General features: G+C 74.8%; 14 protein-coding genes. 6 read left to right on the forward strand and 8 right to left on the reverse strand.

The features are described from left to right. The first annotated feature begins 87 nt into the window (after nt 1-87). Genes FS882_RS06740 through FS882_RS06755 form a run of 4 tightly spaced genes read left to right on the forward strand, consistent with a single transcriptional unit; the run spans nt 88 to nt 4,548 of the window. On the forward strand, nt 88-684 hold the full coding sequence (locus FS882_RS06740; RefSeq protein ID WP_158372222.1) for an acyltransferase: 597 nt from the start codon (nt 88-90) through the stop codon (nt 682-684). Next, nucleotides 681-1,775, forward strand: a complete 1,095-nt coding sequence (locus FS882_RS06745) for a DegT/DnrJ/EryC1/StrS family aminotransferase (RefSeq protein WP_158372224.1) — start codon at nt 681-683, stop codon at nt 1,773-1,775. Before FS882_RS06740 ends, FS882_RS06745 begins: the two co-directional genes overlap by 4 nt. Next, the gene (locus tag FS882_RS06750) at nt 1,775-2,770 is read left to right on the forward strand and encodes a Gfo/Idh/MocA family protein (RefSeq protein WP_187365173.1); all 996 of its coding nucleotides are present in this window, start codon (nt 1,775-1,777) and stop codon (nt 2,768-2,770) included. The genes FS882_RS06745 and FS882_RS06750 overlap by 1 nt, the downstream gene beginning before the upstream one ends. Beyond that, entirely contained in the window at nt 2,767-4,548 is a 1,782-nt protein-coding gene (locus tag FS882_RS06755) for a DUF6798 domain-containing protein (protein ID WP_158372228.1), read from the forward strand. Before FS882_RS06750 ends, FS882_RS06755 begins: the two co-directional genes overlap by 4 nt. Nucleotides 4,549-4,567: 19 nt before the next feature. On the opposite strand, the gene FS882_RS06760 is transcribed toward FS882_RS06755, so the two are convergent. From FS882_RS06760 to FS882_RS06770, 3 genes are all read right to left on the reverse strand, one after another. Further along, on the reverse strand, nt 4,568-5,596 hold the full coding sequence (locus FS882_RS06760; protein ID WP_187365174.1) for a lysylphosphatidylglycerol synthase transmembrane domain-containing protein: 1,029 nt from the start codon (nt 5,594-5,596) through the stop codon (nt 4,568-4,570). Then, nucleotides 5,593-6,351 (reverse strand): glycosyltransferase, encoded by a 759-nt coding sequence (locus tag FS882_RS06765; RefSeq protein WP_158372232.1) that lies wholly within the window; start codon nt 6,349-6,351, stop codon nt 5,593-5,595. Before FS882_RS06765 ends, FS882_RS06760 begins: the two co-directional genes overlap by 4 nt. Nucleotides 6,352-6,484: 133 nt before the next feature. Beyond that, nucleotides 6,485-8,788, reverse strand: a complete 2,304-nt coding sequence (locus tag FS882_RS06770; protein ID WP_158372234.1) for a hypothetical protein — start codon at nt 8,786-8,788, stop codon at nt 6,485-6,487. A 179-nt stretch (nt 8,789-8,967) separates the two neighbouring features. Between FS882_RS06770 and FS882_RS06775 the strand changes: the two genes are divergently transcribed. Next, complete coding sequence (locus tag FS882_RS06775; RefSeq protein WP_158372237.1) at nt 8,968-11,037, forward strand: DUF4214 domain-containing protein; 2,070 nt, start codon at nt 8,968-8,970, stop codon at nt 11,035-11,037. 91 nt (nt 11,038-11,128) lie between these two features. On the opposite strand, the gene FS882_RS06780 is transcribed toward FS882_RS06775, so the two are convergent. Together FS882_RS06780 and FS882_RS06785 are read right to left on the reverse strand one after the other, a co-directional pair. Beyond that, the gene (locus tag FS882_RS06780) at nt 11,129-12,346 is read right to left on the reverse strand and encodes an ABC transporter ATP-binding protein (RefSeq protein ID WP_158372239.1); all 1,218 of its coding nucleotides are present in this window, start codon (nt 12,344-12,346) and stop codon (nt 11,129-11,131) included. Next, nucleotides 12,346-13,248 (reverse strand): ABC transporter permease, encoded by a 903-nt coding sequence (locus FS882_RS06785; RefSeq protein ID WP_158372241.1) that lies wholly within the window; start codon nt 13,246-13,248, stop codon nt 12,346-12,348. The genes FS882_RS06780 and FS882_RS06785 overlap by 1 nt, the downstream gene beginning before the upstream one ends. A 161-nt stretch (nt 13,249-13,409) precedes the next feature. On the opposite strand from FS882_RS06785, the gene FS882_RS06790 reads away from it, so the two are divergent. Further along, a complete protein-coding gene (locus FS882_RS06790) occupies nt 13,410-15,275 on the forward strand; it encodes a DUF4214 domain-containing protein (RefSeq protein ID WP_158372243.1) in 1,866 nt (621 codons plus the stop codon). Between the two features lie 105 nt (nt 15,276-15,380). On the opposite strand, the gene FS882_RS06795 is transcribed toward FS882_RS06790, so the two are convergent. From FS882_RS06795 to FS882_RS06805, 3 genes are read right to left on the reverse strand one after another with little or no spacing between them, the layout of a single operon-like run. Then, nucleotides 15,381-16,877, reverse strand: a complete 1,497-nt coding sequence (locus tag FS882_RS06795; RefSeq protein ID WP_158372245.1) for a glycosyltransferase — start codon at nt 16,875-16,877, stop codon at nt 15,381-15,383. Further along, nucleotides 16,874-18,388: a glycosyltransferase family 4 protein gene (locus FS882_RS06800; protein ID WP_158372247.1), complete on the reverse strand. Its 1,515-nt coding sequence runs from the start codon at nt 18,386-18,388 to the stop codon at nt 16,874-16,876. Before FS882_RS06800 ends, FS882_RS06795 begins: the two co-directional genes overlap by 4 nt. Then, a complete protein-coding gene (locus FS882_RS06805) occupies nt 18,385-19,329 on the reverse strand; it encodes an FkbM family methyltransferase (protein WP_187365175.1) in 945 nt (314 codons plus the stop codon). The genes FS882_RS06800 and FS882_RS06805 overlap by 4 nt, the downstream gene beginning before the upstream one ends. Nucleotides 19,330-19,342: the final 13 nt, after the last annotated feature.

Raw genomic sequence — 19,342 nt, forward strand, 5'->3', positions numbered from 1 at the left:
GGTGCCGACGCGCCTCGCGTGGCAGTCGCCGCGGTCCGCGCGCCGGGATCCGGCGAGCGGGAGGCCACCTGCCGTGGAGAGGGAACCGTGGAGCGCCCGAACGAGCCGATCGCCGATGTCTCGCCCGACGCCCGGGTCGGTGCGCGCACCCGGATCTGGCACCTCGCGCAGGTCCGCGAGGGCGCCGTGATCGGGGACGACTGCATCGTGGGCCGCGGCGCCTACATCGGGTCCGGGGTGCGGATCGGCGCGCGGACCAAGATCCAGAACCACGCGCTGGTGTACGAGCCGGCCGAGATCGAGGACGGCGTCTTCATCGGGCCGGCCGTGGTGCTGACCAACGACGAGTACCCGCGGGCCGTCACGCCCGAGGGAGACCTGAAGTCCGCCAGCGACTGGCACGCCGTCGGCGTCACGGTGCGGCACGGCGCGTCGATCGGCGCCCGGTCCGTCTGCGTCGCCCCGGTCGAGATCGGGCGCTGGGCGCTGGTCGCGGCCGGTGCGGTCGTGGTGCACGACGTACCCGACCACGCGCTGGTCGCGGGGGTCCCCGCCCGACGCATCGGCTGGGTGGGCCGGGCCGGCCGGCCGCTCGTGGCGGACGGCGAGCTGTGGCGTTGCCCGGAGACGGGTGACCTCTACCGAGAGAACGAGGACGGGACGTTGCACGAGGTGACGAAGTGACGGGGCAGGAGTTCATCCCGGCGGCCAAGCCGATCATCGGGGACGAGGAGCGCGCCGCGGTCGACGCCGTCCTGCGGTCGGGGCAGCTCGCCCAGGGCGCGGAGGTCGCGGCGTTCGAGGAGGAGTTCGGCGCCGAGCTGCTCGAGGGCAGGGCGGCGGTGGCGGTCAACTCCGGCACGTCCGGCCTGCACCTGGGCCTGCTCGCGTGCGGCATCGGCCCGGGTGACGAGGTGATCGTGCCCTCGTTCACGTTCGCCGCCACCGCCAACGCCGTCGCCCTCACCGGCGCCACGCCGGTGTTCGCCGACATCGAGGCGGACTCCTACTGCCTCGACCCGCGCGACGTGCGGGCGCGGGTCACGGACCGCACCCGCGGGATCATGCCCGTGCACCTGTACGGCCACGCCGCAGACGTCGCCGGGTTGCGCGCGGTCGCCGACGAGCACGGGCTCTCCCTGTTCGAGGACGCCGCCCAGGCGCACGGAGCGAGCCGGGACGGGCACCTCGTCGGGACGTTCGGCGACTTCGCCATGTTCTCGCTGTACCCGACCAAGAACATGACCTCGGGGGAGGGCGGCATGGTGGCCGCGGCGACCCCGGAGATCGCGCGCACGCTCCGCCTGCTCCGCAACCAGGGCATGGAGCGCCAGTACGAGAACGAGATCGTCGGGTTCAACGCCCGGATGACCAACCTGCACGCCGCGATCGGCCGGGTGCAGCTGCGCAGGCTCGCCGGCTGGACCGCGCAGCGCCAGGCCAACGCGGCGTTCCTGGACGCGCACCTCGAGGGCGTGGTCACGCCGACGGTGGCCGAGGGCAGCACGCACGTCTACCACCAGTACACCGTGCGCGTCCCGGGTGACCGGGACGCGTTCGCGGCCGCGCTCCGCGAGGAGCACGCCGTCGGCTGCGGGGTCTACTACCCCATCCCCAACCACCGGCTGCCGTCCTTCGGGCTCGAGCTGGACCTGCCCGAGACGGAGCGCGCCGCGCGCGAGGTGCTGTCGCTGCCCGTGCACCCCTCGTTGTCCGAGGGCGACCTCGAGCGCGTGGTCACCGCGGTCAACACGCTCGCGAAGGCCGGCGCCTGATGGCCGCCGAGCTGCGGGCGGGGCTGGTCGGGCTCGGCTCGATGGGCCGGCACCACGCCCGGGTCCTCCGCGAGATGCCCGGGGTGGAGCTGGTCGGCGCCGTCGACCCGACCGGTGACCCCTACGGCGTCGCCGCTGACGTCCCGGTCTACCGCGAGGTCGCCGAGCTGATCGCTGCGGGCGTCGACATGGCTGTCGTCGCCGCCCCCACGGTCACGCACGAGCCGGTGGGCCTCGAGCTCGCGGCCGCCGGTGTGCACACCATGGTGGAGAAGCCGATCGCCGCGGACGTCGCGGGGGCGCAGCGGCTGGTGGACGCCTTCGACGCCGCCGGACTGGTCGGCGCGGTGGGCCACATCGAGCGGTTCAACCCGGCGCTGCAGGCGCTGCGCTCGCGGGTGCTGTCGGGCGAGCTGGGCGACGTCTACCAGATCGTGACGCGGCGGCAGGGCCCGTTCCCGCAGCGGATCGCCGACGTCGGCGTCGTCAAGGACCTCGCCACCCACGACATCGACCTGACGGCCTGGATCGCGGGCAGCCCGTACACGACTGTCGCGGCGCAGGTGGCGGCCCGCAGCGGACGCGAGCACGAGGACCTGGTCGCGGCGACGGGCCGGCTGGCGAACGGCACGGTCGTGAACCACCTGGTGAACTGGCTGTCGCCGATGAAGGAGCGCCTCACGATGGTGACCGGCGAGCGCGGGGCGTTCGTCGCGGACACCATCGGCGTCGACCTGACCTACTACGCGAACGGCACGTTCGCCACGGAGTGGGACTCCGTGGCGAACTTCCGCGGGGTCACCGAGGGCGACGTCACGCGGTTCGCGCTGGCCAAGCGCGAGCCGCTCCGGCTCGAGCACGAGGCCTTCCGGGACGCGGTGCTGGGCGTGCGGGACGAGGTCGTGTCGCTGCGCGAGGGCCTGGCGACGCTGCGCGTCGCCGAGAGCCTCCTGGAGGCGTCGGACACCGGCCGGACCGTGACGCTGCCGGCGTGACGGCCGCGGCCGAGACCGACGCGGCACGGGGGCGGCGGCCGCGCGCCGTGCTGGCACGCGTGGCCGGGGCCCGCGGCACGCGCCGCGTCGCGCGGATCGCCGCGGTCGCGCTCGTCATCGTCCTCGCGACCCAGGCCGTGGCGGCCGGGTACGAGTACGGGTTCGGCGAGCAGGTGCTGCTGTCGATCAAGGGCATCTCGTGGGCCGACCCCACGGCGTACGTCAACGACTGGTTCAACACGGACGCGCCCCAGCCGCACATCCTGTTCGACGCGATCACCGCGGTGGCTGAGCGCGCCGGGCTCCGCGCGCCCGTGTACTTCCTGTACTGGCTCGCGTCCGTGGTCGTGACGGCCACGGGGGTGGTCCTGCTCGCGGACGCGTGGCTGCCCCGGCGCGCCCGGGGCCTGGAGCTCCTGGCCGGCGCGATGCTGGTCACCGGCCCGTACTTCGCGCTCGGCACGTTCCTGGTGATCCACCGGGAGGCGGTGCCCAACGGCCTGGGCGGGGCGCTGGGGTTCCTGACGGTGGTCCTCCTGGTGACGCGCCGGGACCGCGCGGCCCTCGTGCTGGCCGGGCTCACGACGGTGGTGCACGTCCAGCACGGCACCGTGGTCGCCGGCGCCCTCCTGGTCGCCTGGCTGGTGCAGCGGGACCGGTTCCGGGACCGGGTCGTGCGGTGGTTCCCGGTCGCGGTCGTGCTCATCCTCGGCGCGGTGTACGGCGTCGGCGTGCTCCGCGGCCTCGTGGCGGGCTCGCAGGACGTGGTGGACATCTGCGCGACCGCGTCCCCCGGGCACTGCGCGCCGGACACCTGGCCCACGCAGGTGGTGCGTGACGGCGTGCTCGTCGTGCTGCTCGGGGTCGCCGCGACGCTCGTGACCCGTCGGCGGTCGCTGCGCGCGGTCGCGCTGCTGGTCGCCCCGGCGGTCGTGGTGCTGGTGGCGCTCGTCACCGACCTCGCGGACATCGAGCCGTTCCAGACGCTCGGCGAGCAGTTCTTCCTGTACCGGTTCGTCATGGGGATCGCGCCGTTCGCTCCCTTCGCCTGCGTGCTCCTGCTCGCCCGGGCGACCGACGTGCGCCGTCGCTGGCTCGGCCTGCTGTGCGCCGGTGCGGGGGTGGGCGTCTTCGTGCTGTGGCACGCGCTGTTCTACGCCAACCTCACCCGCTTCCGGGTGCACCCCGAGAACGTGCCCAGGGCGACGTTCCTCGTCGCGGCCGCGCTGGTGGCGGGGATGGCGGTCGCGACGCTCCTGCTCGGCCCGAGGCGGCCCCGGCTGCTGCCGCTCGCCGTCCGGTCGGGTGCGGCGCTGGCCGTCGTCGTCCTGCTGGTCTTCGGTTCCAAGGCGACCGGATTCGTGCCGCTCCGCATCGACTACCGCCCGGACGACGGGGCCGTGGCCCTCGGGCAGCGCATCGAGGACCTGACCCCGCCGGGTTCTGTCATCGCGGCGCGGCCGGACTACACCTGGCTCCGGCTGATGAGCCGGCGCGCCGTGGTCGTCGACTGCAAGAGCGTGCCGTACGGCGGCGAGCCGTGGGCGGAGTACAACGAGCGGCTGCAGGCCCTCGGTGCGCCCACGCCGCTGGAGTGCGGGACGGGCGGGTACCACCGGCTGGAGCCGGACGGGCTGCTGGCTCTGCGCGACGAGTACGGCGCCACCCACGTGCTGCTCGAGCCCGGTGACGCCTCGCTCGAGTACGCCCAGCAGCACTGGCAGCCCGCGGGTGACCTCGGTGGCGCGATGCAGCTCTTCGAGCTGCCGGCGGACTGACCGGCCGGCAGCGCCGGAGTCAGTCCGCGGCGGTCGGAGCGGAGGACGACCGGTCGCGGCGGTGCCGCAGCACGGCGGGGAGCTCCGGCGCGAGGCTCACCCCCATCGTGAGCAGCTCCGCCACGGTGAACATCGCCCGGGACACGACCGCGAACGCCAGCGCGACGCCGGACGGCATCACGGTGGCCAGCGCGGCGACGAGCACGGCTTCGCGGGCGCCCAGGCCGGACGGCAGCAGGAACGCGAGCACACCCACGGTCATGCCGAGCGCGAGCGCCCCGGTGAGGAACGCGGCGTTCTCCACGCCGATGCCACCCCGGGACCGCACCAGCAGCCACAGGTGGACGCCGTAGACGCAGTACATGGCGACGGCGTAGAGGAACGAGACGACGATCGAGCGAGCAGTGATCGGGCGCTCGAGACGCGGGCGGCGGACGAGGCGGAGGACGAGGTCGACGGCCCAGGTCACGATCCGCGGGTGCATGCTCAGGAGGAGGAGCGGCAGGGCGAGGTAGAGCCAGCGCATCCAGGGGTGGGTCGGCGCCAGCTGGGGGATCGCGAGCAGGCCCACGACGAGGGACGCCGCGACGCTGACCCCGGTGCTCACGAGGGCCGCGACCAGGACCTGCGGCCGCGGGAGGTTGTTCTTGCGACCGATCTCCATCTGGAGGACGACGGCCCACACCGACCCCGGCAGGTACTTGCCGAGCTGCCCCACGAGGTACACCTGGCCCAGGCGGCGGCCGGGCCCCGGGTGCGCGATGCCGATGACGACGGCGCGCCAGGAGAGCATCCCGAGGTAGATGCCGATCACGGTGACCACCAGGGTGGCGGCGAGCTGCCACGGCGCGATGTCGTCGACGGTGGCCGCGATCGTGCTGCGCTGGCGCACGAGGGCGTAGACCGCCGCGGCGACCACGAGGGCGACGAGCCCGCGGCGCGCCCAGTCGACGAGCCGCTGGCGGCGGGTCGGCACCGGCGCCACGGCGGTCCCGGAGATCACCGGGCCGTCACCCGCGGGCGGGGGGACCGGCACCGGCGCGGTCACGGGCGGGCCACCGTGCTGAGGGGCGCGGACAGCGTGCGCCGGCGCCGGCGGAGGCGCAGCAGGCCCGCACCCATCAGCCACACGTCGCGCAGGCGGACCGTCGACGCCTTCGGGGCGTGGTCGGCCGACAGCCGGACGGGCACCTCGACGACCTCGGCACCCTGGAGCTCGGCGGCGTAGGTCAGCTCGGTGGAGAACAGGAACCCGGGCGCCTCGATGCGGGGGAGGACCTCTCGCAGCCACCGGCCGTCGGCGAGGATCGTCCCCTGCGAGTCCCCCACACGCGAGGCGAGCAGGACGCGGCGCAGCGTGCGGAACCCCCAGGTCGACAGCGAGCGGACCGAGCCCCGGTCGACCACCGAGTCCCGGTGCGCCTTGGAACCGATCACGACGGTCGGCTCGCGCCCGAGCTCCGCGGCCCGGTCGAGGTCGTCGAAGCCGAAGGGGAGGTCGTCGGCGGTCAGCAGGACCCGCCGACCGGCGGAGGCGCGGATGCCGGCGCGCAGCGCCTCACCCATGCCCTGCGGGCTGGTCAGGGCGCGTACCAGGGGGAGGTCGTCGGACTCGAGCTCGCGTGCCAGGTCGGCGGTGCCGTCCGTGGACCCGTTCTCGACGACCAGCACCTCGGCGGGCACCCCCGCGAGCCGTTCGACGAGTCGCTCCACCGTCTGCCGGAGCACGAGGGCGCTGTTGTGCGCCGGGACGACCACGGAGAGCTCCAGGTCGGGTCGCGGTCGTGCTTCGGTCACGCTCATCCCCAGGGTCGGTCGCCGTGGCCACGGGCCCCGTCGCACGCTCCGCAGCGGTCCGGCCCGTCAGGTGTCGGCGCGCTGCCGCGGGGGGCAGGCCGGACGGAGACTCTACCAGCCGGGTCCCGACCTGCCTTCGTCACGGCGCGGCGTCGGGGTCGGCGCCGACCGACGCCAGGCACGCCGCAGCACTCGCGTCCAGCACGTCGGCGGTGAACCCGTAGGCGCGGACGCCGGCGGGGTCGTCGCCGGCGACCTCGACGCCGATGCGCGTCTCCGCCCCCTCGAGCGCCCCGCTCCAGCGCACCTGGTGCGCTCCGGGGGCCACCTCGGTCGTGGTGCCGTCCGGCCAGGCGAGGCGCACCCCGCCGGCGGGCGCCTCGATCGTGAACGCGAGGTCCGCCCGCGGCCAGCCGCCCTCCTGCAGGGTGAGGACACGGAGCTCGCCGCCGGCCGTGCCCTGGATCGTGTTGCCGATCGGGCCGAACCCGTCCCCCGGGTAGAGCAGCGGCGGGTGCAGGACGGCGTCGGCGAGCTCGGCGTCGTCCGCCGCGCACCGTGCCGAGCCCGGGTCCAGCAGGTAGGCCTCCCACCGGCCGCTCGCGCTCACCACGGCGGGGGAGCCGAGCGCGGCGCGCGCGGCCGCCAGGTCCTCCGGGGTGCTGGACGCCGCCGCGGTGTCCACGAGCACGGCGGCGAAGCCGGCGGCGGTGAGCAGCTCGCGCTGCTCCGCCGCGGGGCGCTGCCCGAGCGCCTGCTGCCAGTCGGCGGTCGGGTCGCCCTGGAGGCCGCCGTAGGACCAGTGCAGGTCGGAGGAGGAGTAGAGGTACGGCAGGAAGCCGTCGTACGCGGAGGCCGGGCTGGTGGTGCGCAGCGCGACGGGGAACGAGACGTCGGGGTACTGGTACACCATGGCCCCCTCGGGCAGCAGCTCCTCGAGCCGTCCCGTCAGGTCGGTCACCTCTGACTGCACCGCCCGTGCGGTGCCCGGATCCGGGCGGTACATGCCGCTGGTCTGGTCGAGCAGCGCCACCGCGACCAGGACCGCCACGACGCCGGACTGGAGCAGGGGACGGCGGCGGAGCCGGCCGAGCAACGTCCCGACGGCGAGGAGCCCGAGCAGGGCGATCACGACGTGCATCCGGCTCCACGCCCGCAGGCCGCCGCCGTCGAGCGCGAACGACCAGAGCTGGCCCAGGCCGCCCACGGTGTACGCCAGCACCGAGACCCAGGTCAGTGCCGCGAGCGTCTGCAGCACCGGCCGCCGGCGCGCACCGGGACGGCTCCACAGGGTCACGACGGCCCACACGATCAGGAAGAGGAAGCCCGCGGCGGCGACGACGCCCACCGCGGGACCCTCCGCCGGGTTCGGGAACGTCGCGTCGTACTGCTGGCGCAGCTCCCTCAAGGCGGGGACGCGGTGGCCCGACCCCGGCAGCAGCATGGCGAGGATCTTGCCGCCGTAGACGTCGGCGTCGGCCGGTGAACGCGTGACGGCGATCGAGGCGAAGCCCAGCGGGGACGGTGTCCAGCGCGCGTCGAGCCACATCGTCACGGCCACCGGGAGCGCGAGGGCGACGACCCGCAGGACCGTGGGGACCAGGACCGCGCGGAACCCGCGCAGCCGCCACGCACCGAGGGCCGCCGCAGCGACGAGGATCCCGACGAACACCGCGTAGTACGCGTTGACCAGCCCGATGCTCAGCAGACCGACGAGTATCGCGACCTCCCGCAGCCGCCGGCGACGCGCGCGCCAGGGCGACCGGTGGACGAGGCTGACCGCCGCCACCGCCCCGATCGGCAGCACCCAGGTCTGGGCGAGCGCGATGTGGCCGCCGGACGCACGCAGGAAGTGGTCGGGCAGCACGGCGAACGCGACGCCCACGAGGACCGCGGGCACCCGGCCGACCCGCAGCGACCTCGCCAGCCCGACGGCGGTGATCGCCGCCAGCGGGAACGACGCCACGACGGCGGCGGTCACGGCGGCGCCCACGCTGCCGGTGAGGGGAACGAGCACCTTGCCGACGACGGCGAACAGCAGGTCGTCGGTCACCGAGTACGAGTGGCTGTTCTGGGCGAACGGTGCCGCGAGGCGCTGCCCGGTCTCGTACCAGCCGGACTCGACGATGTTCTGGATCCAGGCGTGGAACGCGAGGTTGTCCCCGCTGGGGTTGGCGATCGCCGCCCCGAACTTCCACGGCTGGTACGTCCAGAGCGCGGCCAGGAGCGCGAGCCCGGCTGCGACGAGGTACGGCAGGACGACCACCGCCGCCCGCACGGCACGCGCCGCGGGGCCGGTCGTCGGCAGGACGACCGCGCCGCGCCGGCCGGCGCGACGCGGGGCCCCGCCCTCGGCGGGGTCCTCGGCGCGACCGTCCGCGGGGGAGGTCGCGGGCTCCCGTCCGGCGGCGGTGTCGGCGGGGCCGGAGGGGGTGGATGTCACGACGCGGGAGCCTTCGGTCGACAGCGGGAGGCGCAGCCCAGGGTAGCGGCCGGGCCGCACCCCCCGTGCGCGCGGGCTCGCGGGTGAGGGGTGACGGCGCGCCGCGGCGAGGCTTGACCACCGGTCAACGGCACCTGAAACTGCCAGCATCCCCCCGTCGTCGACGTCAGGACCTCACCATGTTCCCCCGGATCCTCCTGGCGGCCGCGCTGGTCGCCGGCCCCGGCCTCGCCGTGCCGGTCGCGGCGGGCGCCGACCGGGCGCCCACCACCGTGACGGCTGCGACGGCGGCGGGTGATCCCGACGTGACGGTCTCCGACGTCCCGGTCGTGGTGCCGGCGACCGACGCCGCGGGCGTCGTCGTGACGCCGGACGACGTGCCGGCCGGGGCGGTCGTGGCGGAGCCGGCGGACGGGGGGACGGGAGACGCGCTGCGCGTGCCCGATCCCGTGGCGCCCGGCGACGCGGCCGAGCCCGGCCCCACCGCCAGCCCGGAGCCGTCCGCCAGCCCTGAGCCGTCCGCGAGCCCGGAGCCGTCCGCGGCGTCCGTCCCGCAGCCCGACGACGTCGCGGCCGACCGGCTCGTGACCGGGGAGATCCCGACGGACGAGGCGCAGACGCTCGGCCTGACGTGGCCCGCGGACGCGGTCGACGTCGCGGCGCTCGACGCGCAGGTGCGCACCCGAGACGGCGAGGTCTGGTCCGACTGGGAGGCGCTGCAGGTCGACGACGTCGCCCCCGACGCCGGCACCCCCGACGCCGAGTCCGCGGTCCGCGGCGGGACCGCGTCGCTGTGGTTCGGCGACGCCGAGGCCGTCCAGCTGTCGTTCGCGGCCACCGAGGAGGGCGGTCCGGACGATCTGCGGGTCGTGCTGGTGGGGTCGCAGGAGGACCCCGACGCGGCCGGGACGCCGGCACCGGCCGGACCGGTTGTGGCGGGCGCCTCGGCGACCGGTGAGCCCGTGCTCCGCACCGCGGCGTTCAGCACGGGCGCCGCCTCCGTCCAGTCCGCCGCGGCGGCGCCCGCGATCTACCTGCGCGGCCAGTGGGGTGCGGCCGCGGCGAGCTGCACGCCGGACAAGGCGAGCTCGCTGGTCGGCGCGGTCGTGCACCACACCGCTGGCTCGAACAGCTATGGCAGCGTGGCCGAGGCCATGCAGATGATCCGCAACGACCAGCGGTACCACATGACCGGCCGGGGCTGGTGCGACCTGGGGTACAACTTCGTGGTCGACAAGTGGGGCAACGTCTACGAGGGGCGCGGCGGCAGCATGACGAGCCCCGTGATCGGCGTGCACGCCGGCGGCTTCAACACCGGTACGGTCGGCGTGGCCATGCTGGGCACGTACGACGCCGCGCCGTCCGCGGGGACCGTCTCCGGGGTCGCGGCCGTGATCGGCTGGCGGCTCGGTGCCTACAACGTCGACCCCGGCGGCTGGATGTCCTACCGGACGGGGGTCGGGGAGAACTCCCGGTACCAGAACACCACCGTGACGCTGCCGCGCGTCTTCGGGCACCGGGACGTGTCCTACACGGCGTGCCCCGGCAACGGCGGGTACTCGGTGCTCCAGGCGATCCGCGACCAGGCGCGCGCCGCCTACTTCGACCCGGCGGAGTACGCCGCCTCGCGCTCGGTGGTGACCGCGCTCTACACCGACCTCCTGGGCCGCGGCCCGGACCCGACCGGGCTGCAGGGCTGGTCCGCGGCGCTGCTGTCGGGGACCAGCCAGTCGGCGCTGGTCGACACCCTGACCCGCAGCGACGAGTACATCTCGAAGCGCGTGGCGAAGGCCTACCGCGAGGTGCTCGGCCGCGAACCGGAGGGGGTCGGGGCCAACAACTGGCTCGTGGCCATCCGCAACGGCCAGGCGACGGTCGACGACGTCCAGCGCCGGTTCTACGACTCCGACGAGTACTTCGCCGCCTCGGGCGGCACGATGCAGGGGTACGTCCAGCGCCTCTACACCACCATGCTGCGGCGCGGCGCGGGCCCGGCGGAGGTGAACCAGTGGGTCACCCTGGCGAAGCAGCACGGGCGCGCGTGGGTCGTCGACTCGATCTGGTGGTCGGTGGAGGCCGCGTCGATCCGGTCGGGCGACTACTACCAGACGTTCCTGGGCCGTGGCCCCGACCCGACCGGCCAGGCCGCCTGGGCGCAGGTCCTGCTCCAGCGCGGGGAGGGGGCCGTGCGGACGGGCATCGCCGGCAGCCTCGAGTACCGCGGGCGGGCGATCGCGCGGTTCCCGTGAACCGGCGGTAGCGGCACGGCGGAGGGCCGGCACCCGAGCGGGTGCCGGCCCTCCGCCGTGCCGGGGACCCGCCCGGGCGCCAGGCGGGGCGTCAGCCCTGCACGCGGTCCAGCACCAGCTCCGGGGAGGCCCAGACGGGGCCGACCGTGGTCCCGTCGGACGTCACCGTGAAGCTCGCGGACTCCCGCAGCCGGGCGAGCTCGGCGCCGCTGGGGCCGGCGACGGCCCCGTGGCACGTGTAGCTGCCCTCGCCCAGGCGCAGGTCGCGGAGTCGGATCTCGAAGCGCTGACGCCCGATCAGCGGCGGCAGCGTGAGGCCCAGCAGCGTGGTGTTGGTGCCGAGCACGTTGACCCCGAGCCCGGTCTCGATGCCGACGCCGATCGTGGGGTCGGCCACGGCCTCGGTCGCCTGGACCGTCACCGCGATCACGACGTCGGCGCCCGGCGTGATCGTCGAGGCGGGGGAGCCGTCCGCACCGAGCAGCTCGACGGACTCCACCGTGACGCGCGGCGCTGCGGGCTCCTCGATGCGCTCGGCGGTCTCGCGCCGGTGCTCGAGGTCCTCCTGGCGCTGCTGGTCGAACTCGTGCCGCAGGGTGCGCAGCGCGTCGCGGGTCTCGCCGTCCGCGATCACGCGACCGCTCTCGAGGACGACGGCCCGGTCGCAGACGTCGGCGACCTGGTCCAGCGAGTGGGTCACCAGCACGATGGTGCGACCGTCGTGCTGGAACTCCCGGATGCGGTCCATGCACTTGCGCTGGAACGGCTCGTCACCGACGGCCAGCACCTCGTCCACCAGCAGGATGTCCGGATCCACGTGCACCGCGACGGCGAACGCGAGGCGGACGTACATCCCCGAGGAGTAGAACTTGACCTGCGTGTCGATGAACCGCTCGATGCCGGAGAAGTCGACGATGGCGTCGAAGTACTTGTCGGTCTGCGCGGTCGACAGGCCGAGGATCGAGGCGTTCAGGTAGACGTTCTCGCGCCCGGTGAGGTCCGGGTGGAACCCCGCGCCGAGCTCCAGGAGGGCCGCCATGCGGCCGCGCGTGCGGACGGTGCCGGACGTCGGCTGCAGGATGCCGCCGATCGCCTTCAGCAGGGTGCTCTTGCCGGACCCGTTGGGCCCGACCAGGCCGACGGTCGTCCCGGACTCGATCTCGAGGTCCACGTCGCGCAGCGCCCAGAAGTCCTCCTTGTGGAGGTTCGAGCGCCCGAAGTTGACGATGCGCTCCTTGAGCGACTTCTCCTTGCGGATCACGAACCGCTTGGACAGGCCGTGGACCTCGACAACGGTGGTGGTGGTCATCAGAGCTCCTGGGCGAAGTTGCCCTGCAGGCGCGCGAAGACGCGCTGGGCGACGAACGTGAACACGACACCGATCCCGAGCCAGGCCCAGAGCATCCCCGCGAGGCCGTCGGGGACGGGCTGGCCGTCGCCGGCCACCCAGAACGTCTGCTGGAAGCCCATGATCGCGGCGGTCATCGGGTTGGTGAGGTACAGCTTCTCGAGCGTGCCGCTGCCGAGGCCGTCCTGGACGAGCTGCCACGAGTAGACGATCGGCGACGCCCAGAACGCGATCATGATCGCGATCTCCACGAGGTACTGGATGTCGCGGAGGTAGACGTTGATCGCGGACAGCAGCAGCGACCACCCGAGGGCGGTCACCACGATGACCGCGAGCGACAGCGGGAGGTAGCCCCAGCGGGACCCGGTCGGGAAGTTCCCCACGGCGATGGTCGCGGCGACGAGGATCCCGAGCTGGATCACGAAGTTGAACAGCGCAGACCCCATGGACGCGAGCGGGAAGATCTCGCGGGGCAGGTACACCTTCTTCACCAGGCCGGCGTTCTGCACGATCGAGGCGGTCCCGGTGGACACCGCCTCGGAGAACAGCCCCCAGGCGGTCAGGCCGGTGTAGATGAAGATCGCGAAGTCCGGGATGTTCCGGGCCGCGCCCAGGAACTTGCCCAGGGCGATGTAGTAGATGAGCAGCAGCGCCAGCGGGCGCATCAGGCTCCACACGAAGCCGAGCGCGCTGTCCTTGTACCGGGCCTTGACCTCCCGCTTGACCAGCAGGTTCAGCAGCTCGCGGTGTGCCCAGATGTCCTGCACCGAGTGCCCGAAGCCGCGGAAGACGCCGGGTCGGGTGCCGGCGGTCCGCAGCGGCTGGGTGGCGAGCTCCAGAGCGCGGGCGTCGCGGAGGTCCATCGTTCTCCTGGGGGTCGGCCGACGGTCGGGACTGCCCGACCGGCGCCGACACTCTACCCGTCACCCGGACGCACCCCTCCGGATCCGCCCGCCGGCGGGACCGCGGCGGGGATACTGGACCCGCCGGTCCGCGCCCGCGGGCCGCGGACGATCGGAGCACCATGCCCGTCAGACTCGCCCGCGCGGTCGCGCGCCTCGCGGCGCTCGCCCTCGTGGCCGCGGTGGCCCTGGTGGCCGGCGCACCCGCCGAACGCGCCGAGGCAGCACCAGGCGACACGCTCACGGTCTCGGGCCACGGCTGGGGCCACGGCCGCGGCATGGGCCAGTACGGGGCCCTCGGCTACGCGGTCGACCACGGCTGGTCCGCCGCGCAGATCCTCGACCACTACTACGGCGGCACCGTCGCCGGGAACGTGGGCAACCGGGAGCTGACGGTGGAGCTGACCGCGCTGACCGGCAGGGAGCTCGTCGCCATCGGACGCGACCTGCGGGTCAACGGCGCGGCCGTGGGCAGCGGGAACGTGGCGATCCTGGCCCGCGCGCAGTCCGACGGGTCGGTGCAGCTGTTCACGTCGACGACGTGCGCCGGGCCGACGTGGACGCCGCTGGCCGGGTCCTACCGGGCCGGCTCGCTGGAGATCGGGACCGCGAGCCAGGCGGGGTTCGACCGCCTGATCCGCGTCTGCGAGTCCGCCGGCGAGCGCGCCTACCGCGGGACGCTGTCCGTCCAGCGCGTCAACGGCAGCCAGATGACGTTCAACCGTCTCGGTTCGGAGGACTACCTGCGCGGCGTGGTGCCGCGGGAGTCGCCCGCCTCCTGGGGGTCGGCGGGCGCAGGGCGCGGGATGCAGGCCCTGATGGCGCAGTCCGTCGCGGCCCGGAGCTACGCGCTCTCCGGCACGCGCCCGTCGGGCGCGACCACGTGCGACACGACGGCGTGCCAGGTCTACTCCGGCGCCGCGTTCCAGGCCTGGAGCCAGGCGCAGACGGTGCTCGACGCCGCCGCGACGAACCAGGCGATCGACGCCACCGCGGGGGTCGTGCGGCTCAAGCCCGGCACCGGGACGGTCGTGCGGACCGAGTTCAGCTCCTCGACCGGCGGCTACACCGCCGGCGGAGCCTTCCCCGCGGTCGTGGACGAGGGTGACGACACCGCCTCGAACCCGAACCACAGCTGGGTCACGAGCATCCCCGTCGCGACCGCGTCCGCCCAGCTCGGGGTCGGGACGATCCGGTCGATGGCCGTGACGCAGCGCAACGGCCTCGGTGCCGACGGCGGCCGGGTGCTCCAGGTGTCGGTGTCCGGCTCGTCCGGCTCGCGCACGATGACCGGCAACGAGGTACGCGTCGCGCTCGGCCTCAAGAGCGACTGGTTCAGCATCAGCTGGACGTCGCCCGCCGAGGCGGCGTCGGTCGTCACCGCGCTGTACGTCGACCTCCTCGGTCGCGGCCCCGACCCGACCGGCCTGCAGGGCTGGTCGGCCGCGCTGCTGTCCGGGACCAGCCAGTCCGTCCTGGTGGACACGCTCACCCGGAGCGACGAGTACATCGCGAAGCGGGTCGCCAAGGCCTACCGGGAGGTGCTGGGCCGCGAGCCGGACCCGGTCGGGGCGGAGGCGTGGCTGGTGGCGATCCGGGCCAGGCAGTCGACGGTCGACGACGTCCAGCGCCGGTTCTACGACTCGGACGAGTACTTCGCCGCGTCGGGCGGGACGTGGGAGGGGTACGTGCAGCGGCTCTACACCACGATGCTCCGCCGCGGCGCGGGTCAGGCGGAGGTGGCGCAGTGGGTCTCCCTGGTCGGTTCGCAGGGCCGCGCCTGGGTGGTCGACTCCATCTGGTGGTCGCAGGAGGCGGCGGCGATCCGCGCCGGCGACTACTACCAGACCTTCCTCGGCCGCGGGCCGGACCCGGCGGGCCAGGCCGCGTGGGCGCAGGTGCTGCTGCAGCACGGCGAGGGGGCGGTGCGCACCGGTATCGCGGGCAGCCTCGAGTACCGGGCGCGCGCCATCGCGCGGTACCCGTGACGCGCTGACGGCCTGCGCGCCGCGACGGAGGGCAGGCACCCACGGTGCCGGCCCTCCGTCCTGGCGAGGCCCCGACGGGCGGTCGCGTGGTGCGCCGCTCGGCCGTCAGGACGTCAGCGAGGCCCAGGTCTCAGCGGCGTAGTCGTCCCAGGTCCGGACCGGGCGCGCGGCCGCCTCGGCGCGCAGGCGGCGCACCGTGCCCGGCTCCGTCAGCAGCCTGCGCATGGCGTCGGCGACGGAGGCGTCGTCGTGCGGGTCCACCAGCAGCGCACCGCCGCCGGCGGCGATCTCCTCCATGCTGCCGAAGCCCGACGTGATGGCCGGGGTGCCGACGGCCAGCGACTCCGCGACCGGTAGCCCGTAGCCCTCGTTGAAGGACGGGAACACCGTGAACCGGGCGAGCCGGTAGGCGGCCCACAGGTGGGCGTCGGCGATCTTGCTGCCGGTCTCGACGGGCCGGCCGGCGGCCTGGGCGGCCGCGAGCCGGGCCTGGAAGGCCTCGCTGTCCCAGGCGTTGCCCCCCACGAAGCTCAGGCTGAACTCGTGACCCTCGCGCCAGAGCAGCTCGGCCGCCTGCAGCACCGCGGCGTGGTTCTTCCGCGGCTCGTGGCTGCCCACCACCAGCACGAGCGGCAGCCCGGGCACGACGAATCGCCGGCGCGCGGCGGCCAGGTCCTCGGCGGTCGACTCCGGGGCCTCGACCGGGAGCAGCACGGCCTCGACCTGCGGGCCGGTCAGGCCGATGGCGCCCAGCATGCGGGTCCACCCGGTGTACTCGGTCCGCGCCGCCTCGGAGATGGTCGCGACCCGGTCGAACCAGCGCACCGCGGCCAGGTTGCCGGCGAACACCCCGGCGAACCCGAGCTGCGTGGTCTCGGCGGAGGTGATCGGCACGCAGTCGAAGCCGATCACGCCGGTGCGGTTGCCGCTGAACCGGGCGAAGGCGCGGAGCCGGGCGGCGCGCCCGGGCTCGGCCGCGAGCTCGGGCAGCAGGTACCGCGAGCGCCAGGGGACCACCACGGTGCTCTGCTCGGACTCGCGGTCCTCCTCCGCGGCCCGGGCGCTCACGATCCGGTCGTGCTCGACCGCGGTGAGCTCGCGCGGGGCCTCGAACCCCTGGGTCCAGGACACCGGCTCGCACGCGTGGTCGCGCAGCCAGCGTCGGGCCGTCTCCCGGGCCACGCGCTGGATGCCCGTGGTCAGGGTGGTCGAGGCGGTGTGGGCGACGTCCACCAGCGTGGCGCCCGTGGCGACGCGCACCGCCCAGCCGGCGCTCTGCGGGGTGGTGTGCGCCGCGACGGCGTCCGCGAGAGCGCCGGCGTCGAACTCCGCCGCGCGCGCGGTCTCGAGGACCGCGTCCTCCTCGGGCAGCCGGCCGGTGAGCACCGCGAGCGCGAGCCACACCTGCGCACGGTCGGTCGGCTCGACCAGCGCGGCGAGCGCCTCGCCGAGCCGGCCGTCCGCGGCAGGGGTCCCCGTCAGCACCGGCCGGTCCAGGGCGGCCGCCAGCAGCGGCAGCCGCCGGTCCCACGCCGCGACGGCACGCGCGGTGCCTGCCTCGTCCGTCTCGGCGGGAGCCGCCTGTCCGCGCAGCAGCCTCACAGCCCCGTCCCTCCGTCCACGAGCACCTGCCACAGCTCGTCCGCGTACTCGTCCCAGGTGCGCCGGGGCCGGGCAAGTGCCTGGGCGCGCAGCTCCGCCAGCGTCGCCGGCTCGGTGAGCAGCCGTCGCATCGCGTCGGTGATCGCGTCGTCGTCCCGCGGGTCCACCGTGAGGCAGCCGCCGGCCTCCGCGATCTCGAGCTGGCTGCCGAAGTCGGACGTCACGACCGGGGTGCCGCAGGCGAGGGAGTCGGCCACGGGAAGGCCGTAGCCCTCGTGCAGCGACACGAACACCGTGAAGCTGGCACCGCGCAGGGCCGACCACAGGTAGTCGTCCGCGACACGCCCGCTGTCGATCAGCGGCCGGCCGGCCTCGCGCGCCCGGGCGATCGCCGGGGCGAGCAGCGCGTCGCTCCACCCGGGGCCGCCGATGAGCTCGAGCTCGAAGTCGAGCCCCTCACGCCACAGGCGCTCGGCAGCGTGCAGCACCGCGCGCTGGTTCTTGTGCGGCTCCCTGCTGGCGACGCACAGCACCCGGGGCCGGGGACCGGCGGGGCGCGCGGTCCCGACGGGTGGTGCGTCCTCCACCAGCCGGACCTCCCGCACGACGGGACCCGGCAGGTCCTGTGCGGCGAGCGCGTCGGCGAACCCCGCGAACTCGGTCGTCGCGGAGCGGCTGATGCCGGCCACGCGGTGGGCGTGCTTGACGACGGTCAGGTACTGCCCGAACACGACCGCGTCGTGCTGCGGGCGGGTCTCGGCGCTGGTGATGGGGATCATGTCGTAGCCGATGAGCGACAGGCGGTTGCCGGAGAACCGGGCCAGGGTCGCCAGGTGGTCGGACGCGTCGCCGTTCGGGACGTCCGGCAGCACCACGGTGCTGCGCCAGGGCACCACCAGGCGAGGGGCGTACCCGGACGCGTCGGACGGGGGCACGTCCTGCCCGAAGCGCAGGACGCGGTCGGCCTCGCGGGGGGCGAGCCGGCGGAACACGGAGTACTGGTCGACCCAGGCCACCGGCGTCACGTCGCGGCCCTGCCACCGCGGCACCGTCTCGCGCACGACGCGGTGGATGCCGGTGTGGGTGTCGTTCCGGGCGCTGAAGTCGACGTCGACGACGACGCCGCCGTCGACCAGGTCCATCGGCAGGTCGGCGCGCCCGAGGCCGGGCGCGCCGAGCACGTCGCGCAGCAGGGACGTGGCGATCTCGCGCGTGGGCGTCGTGGCGAGCGCTCGCCGCAGGTCGACCAGGTCGCGGGCGGTCGGGAAGGCGGCGCGCACGGCGGTCAGCAGCAGCCACCGGTCCGCGTCCCCGGCCGCGGCGGCGTGCTCCACGAGCGGGGGGAGCAGCTGCGCGCTCACGCTCCCCGGCTCGATGTCCGTGGCGGCGCTGGCGCGCTCGTGCCCCAGCAGCGCCACCGCAGCCGCGTGCACCCGCTGGTCGAGGGCCCGCAGCAGGACCTCCGGGTCGTCGGTCTCGCTGCCCCGCTCCCGGGCCGGCACCACGCTCATCGGGCGGCCCGCACCGCCGCGAGCACCCGGCGGGCGCCGCGCAGCGGACGCGTCACGCGCCAGGACAGCGTCTGCCGGGTGGCGATGAGCTCCGCGCGCAGGCGCCCGACCTCCTCGTCGTCGGCGGGGGCCGGCGCGGCCGTCGACGCCAGCGACTCCGCCCATCCCACCAGGGCGCGGGTCCGCCAATGGACGGCGTCCCGGATCGCCTCGGCCCGCTCCTCCTCCAGCCGGACCGCGTGCCGGGTGACGTACTGGTCCAGCACGCACGCGGGGTAGGACAGCCGGGGGCGCAGCTCGTCGGCGTGCTCCTGCGCGACGTAGAACCGCGAGATCCCGTCGAAGAGGCAGAACACGTAGCCGGCCGCCAGCACGCCGGGCTCCCAGGCGCCGTGGGTCTGCTCGGTCGAGTTGGGTGCGGTGGACTCGACGACGAGCACCCAGGGGCGCCACCGGGTCAGGTCCACGGTCGCCAGGACGTCGCCCTCCGCCCCCTCCACGTCGACCAGGAGGAAGTGCACCGGGACGTCGGACAGGCCGGCCCGCTCGACGACCGCGTCCAGCCGCACCGCGGGGACCGTGACGTCCTGGGGCTCGAAGCCGTGCCGCGCGTGCTCCGCGCTGACGTCGTCGACGAGCGTGGACAGACCGCTGTCCGGGATGACGTGCAGCACGACGTCGCCCGCGCGGTCCGTCACCGCGGCCTGCACCAGGGTGTCGCGCGGGCGCTCCTGCCGGTGCAGCTCGGCGTAGACGGGGACGGGCTCGACCGTCACCCCGGACCAGCCGCGGTCGTAGAACGCCCGGCTCGCCGAGTCCTCGAGCGGGTGGTTCGCGCCGACCTCGACGTACGTCCCGGTTTGCAGGTGCCCCAGGGCCCGCCAGAGGACGACGTCCTCGCCGTTCTGCGCGTTCGACACGAAGGGAGGCTGCTGGTGCACGGCAGCCATCATA

This window comes from Cellulosimicrobium cellulans (assembly GCF_007679345.1).
Classification (GTDB): Bacteria; Actinomycetota; Actinomycetes; order Actinomycetales; family Cellulomonadaceae; genus Cellulomonas; species Cellulomonas cellulans_A.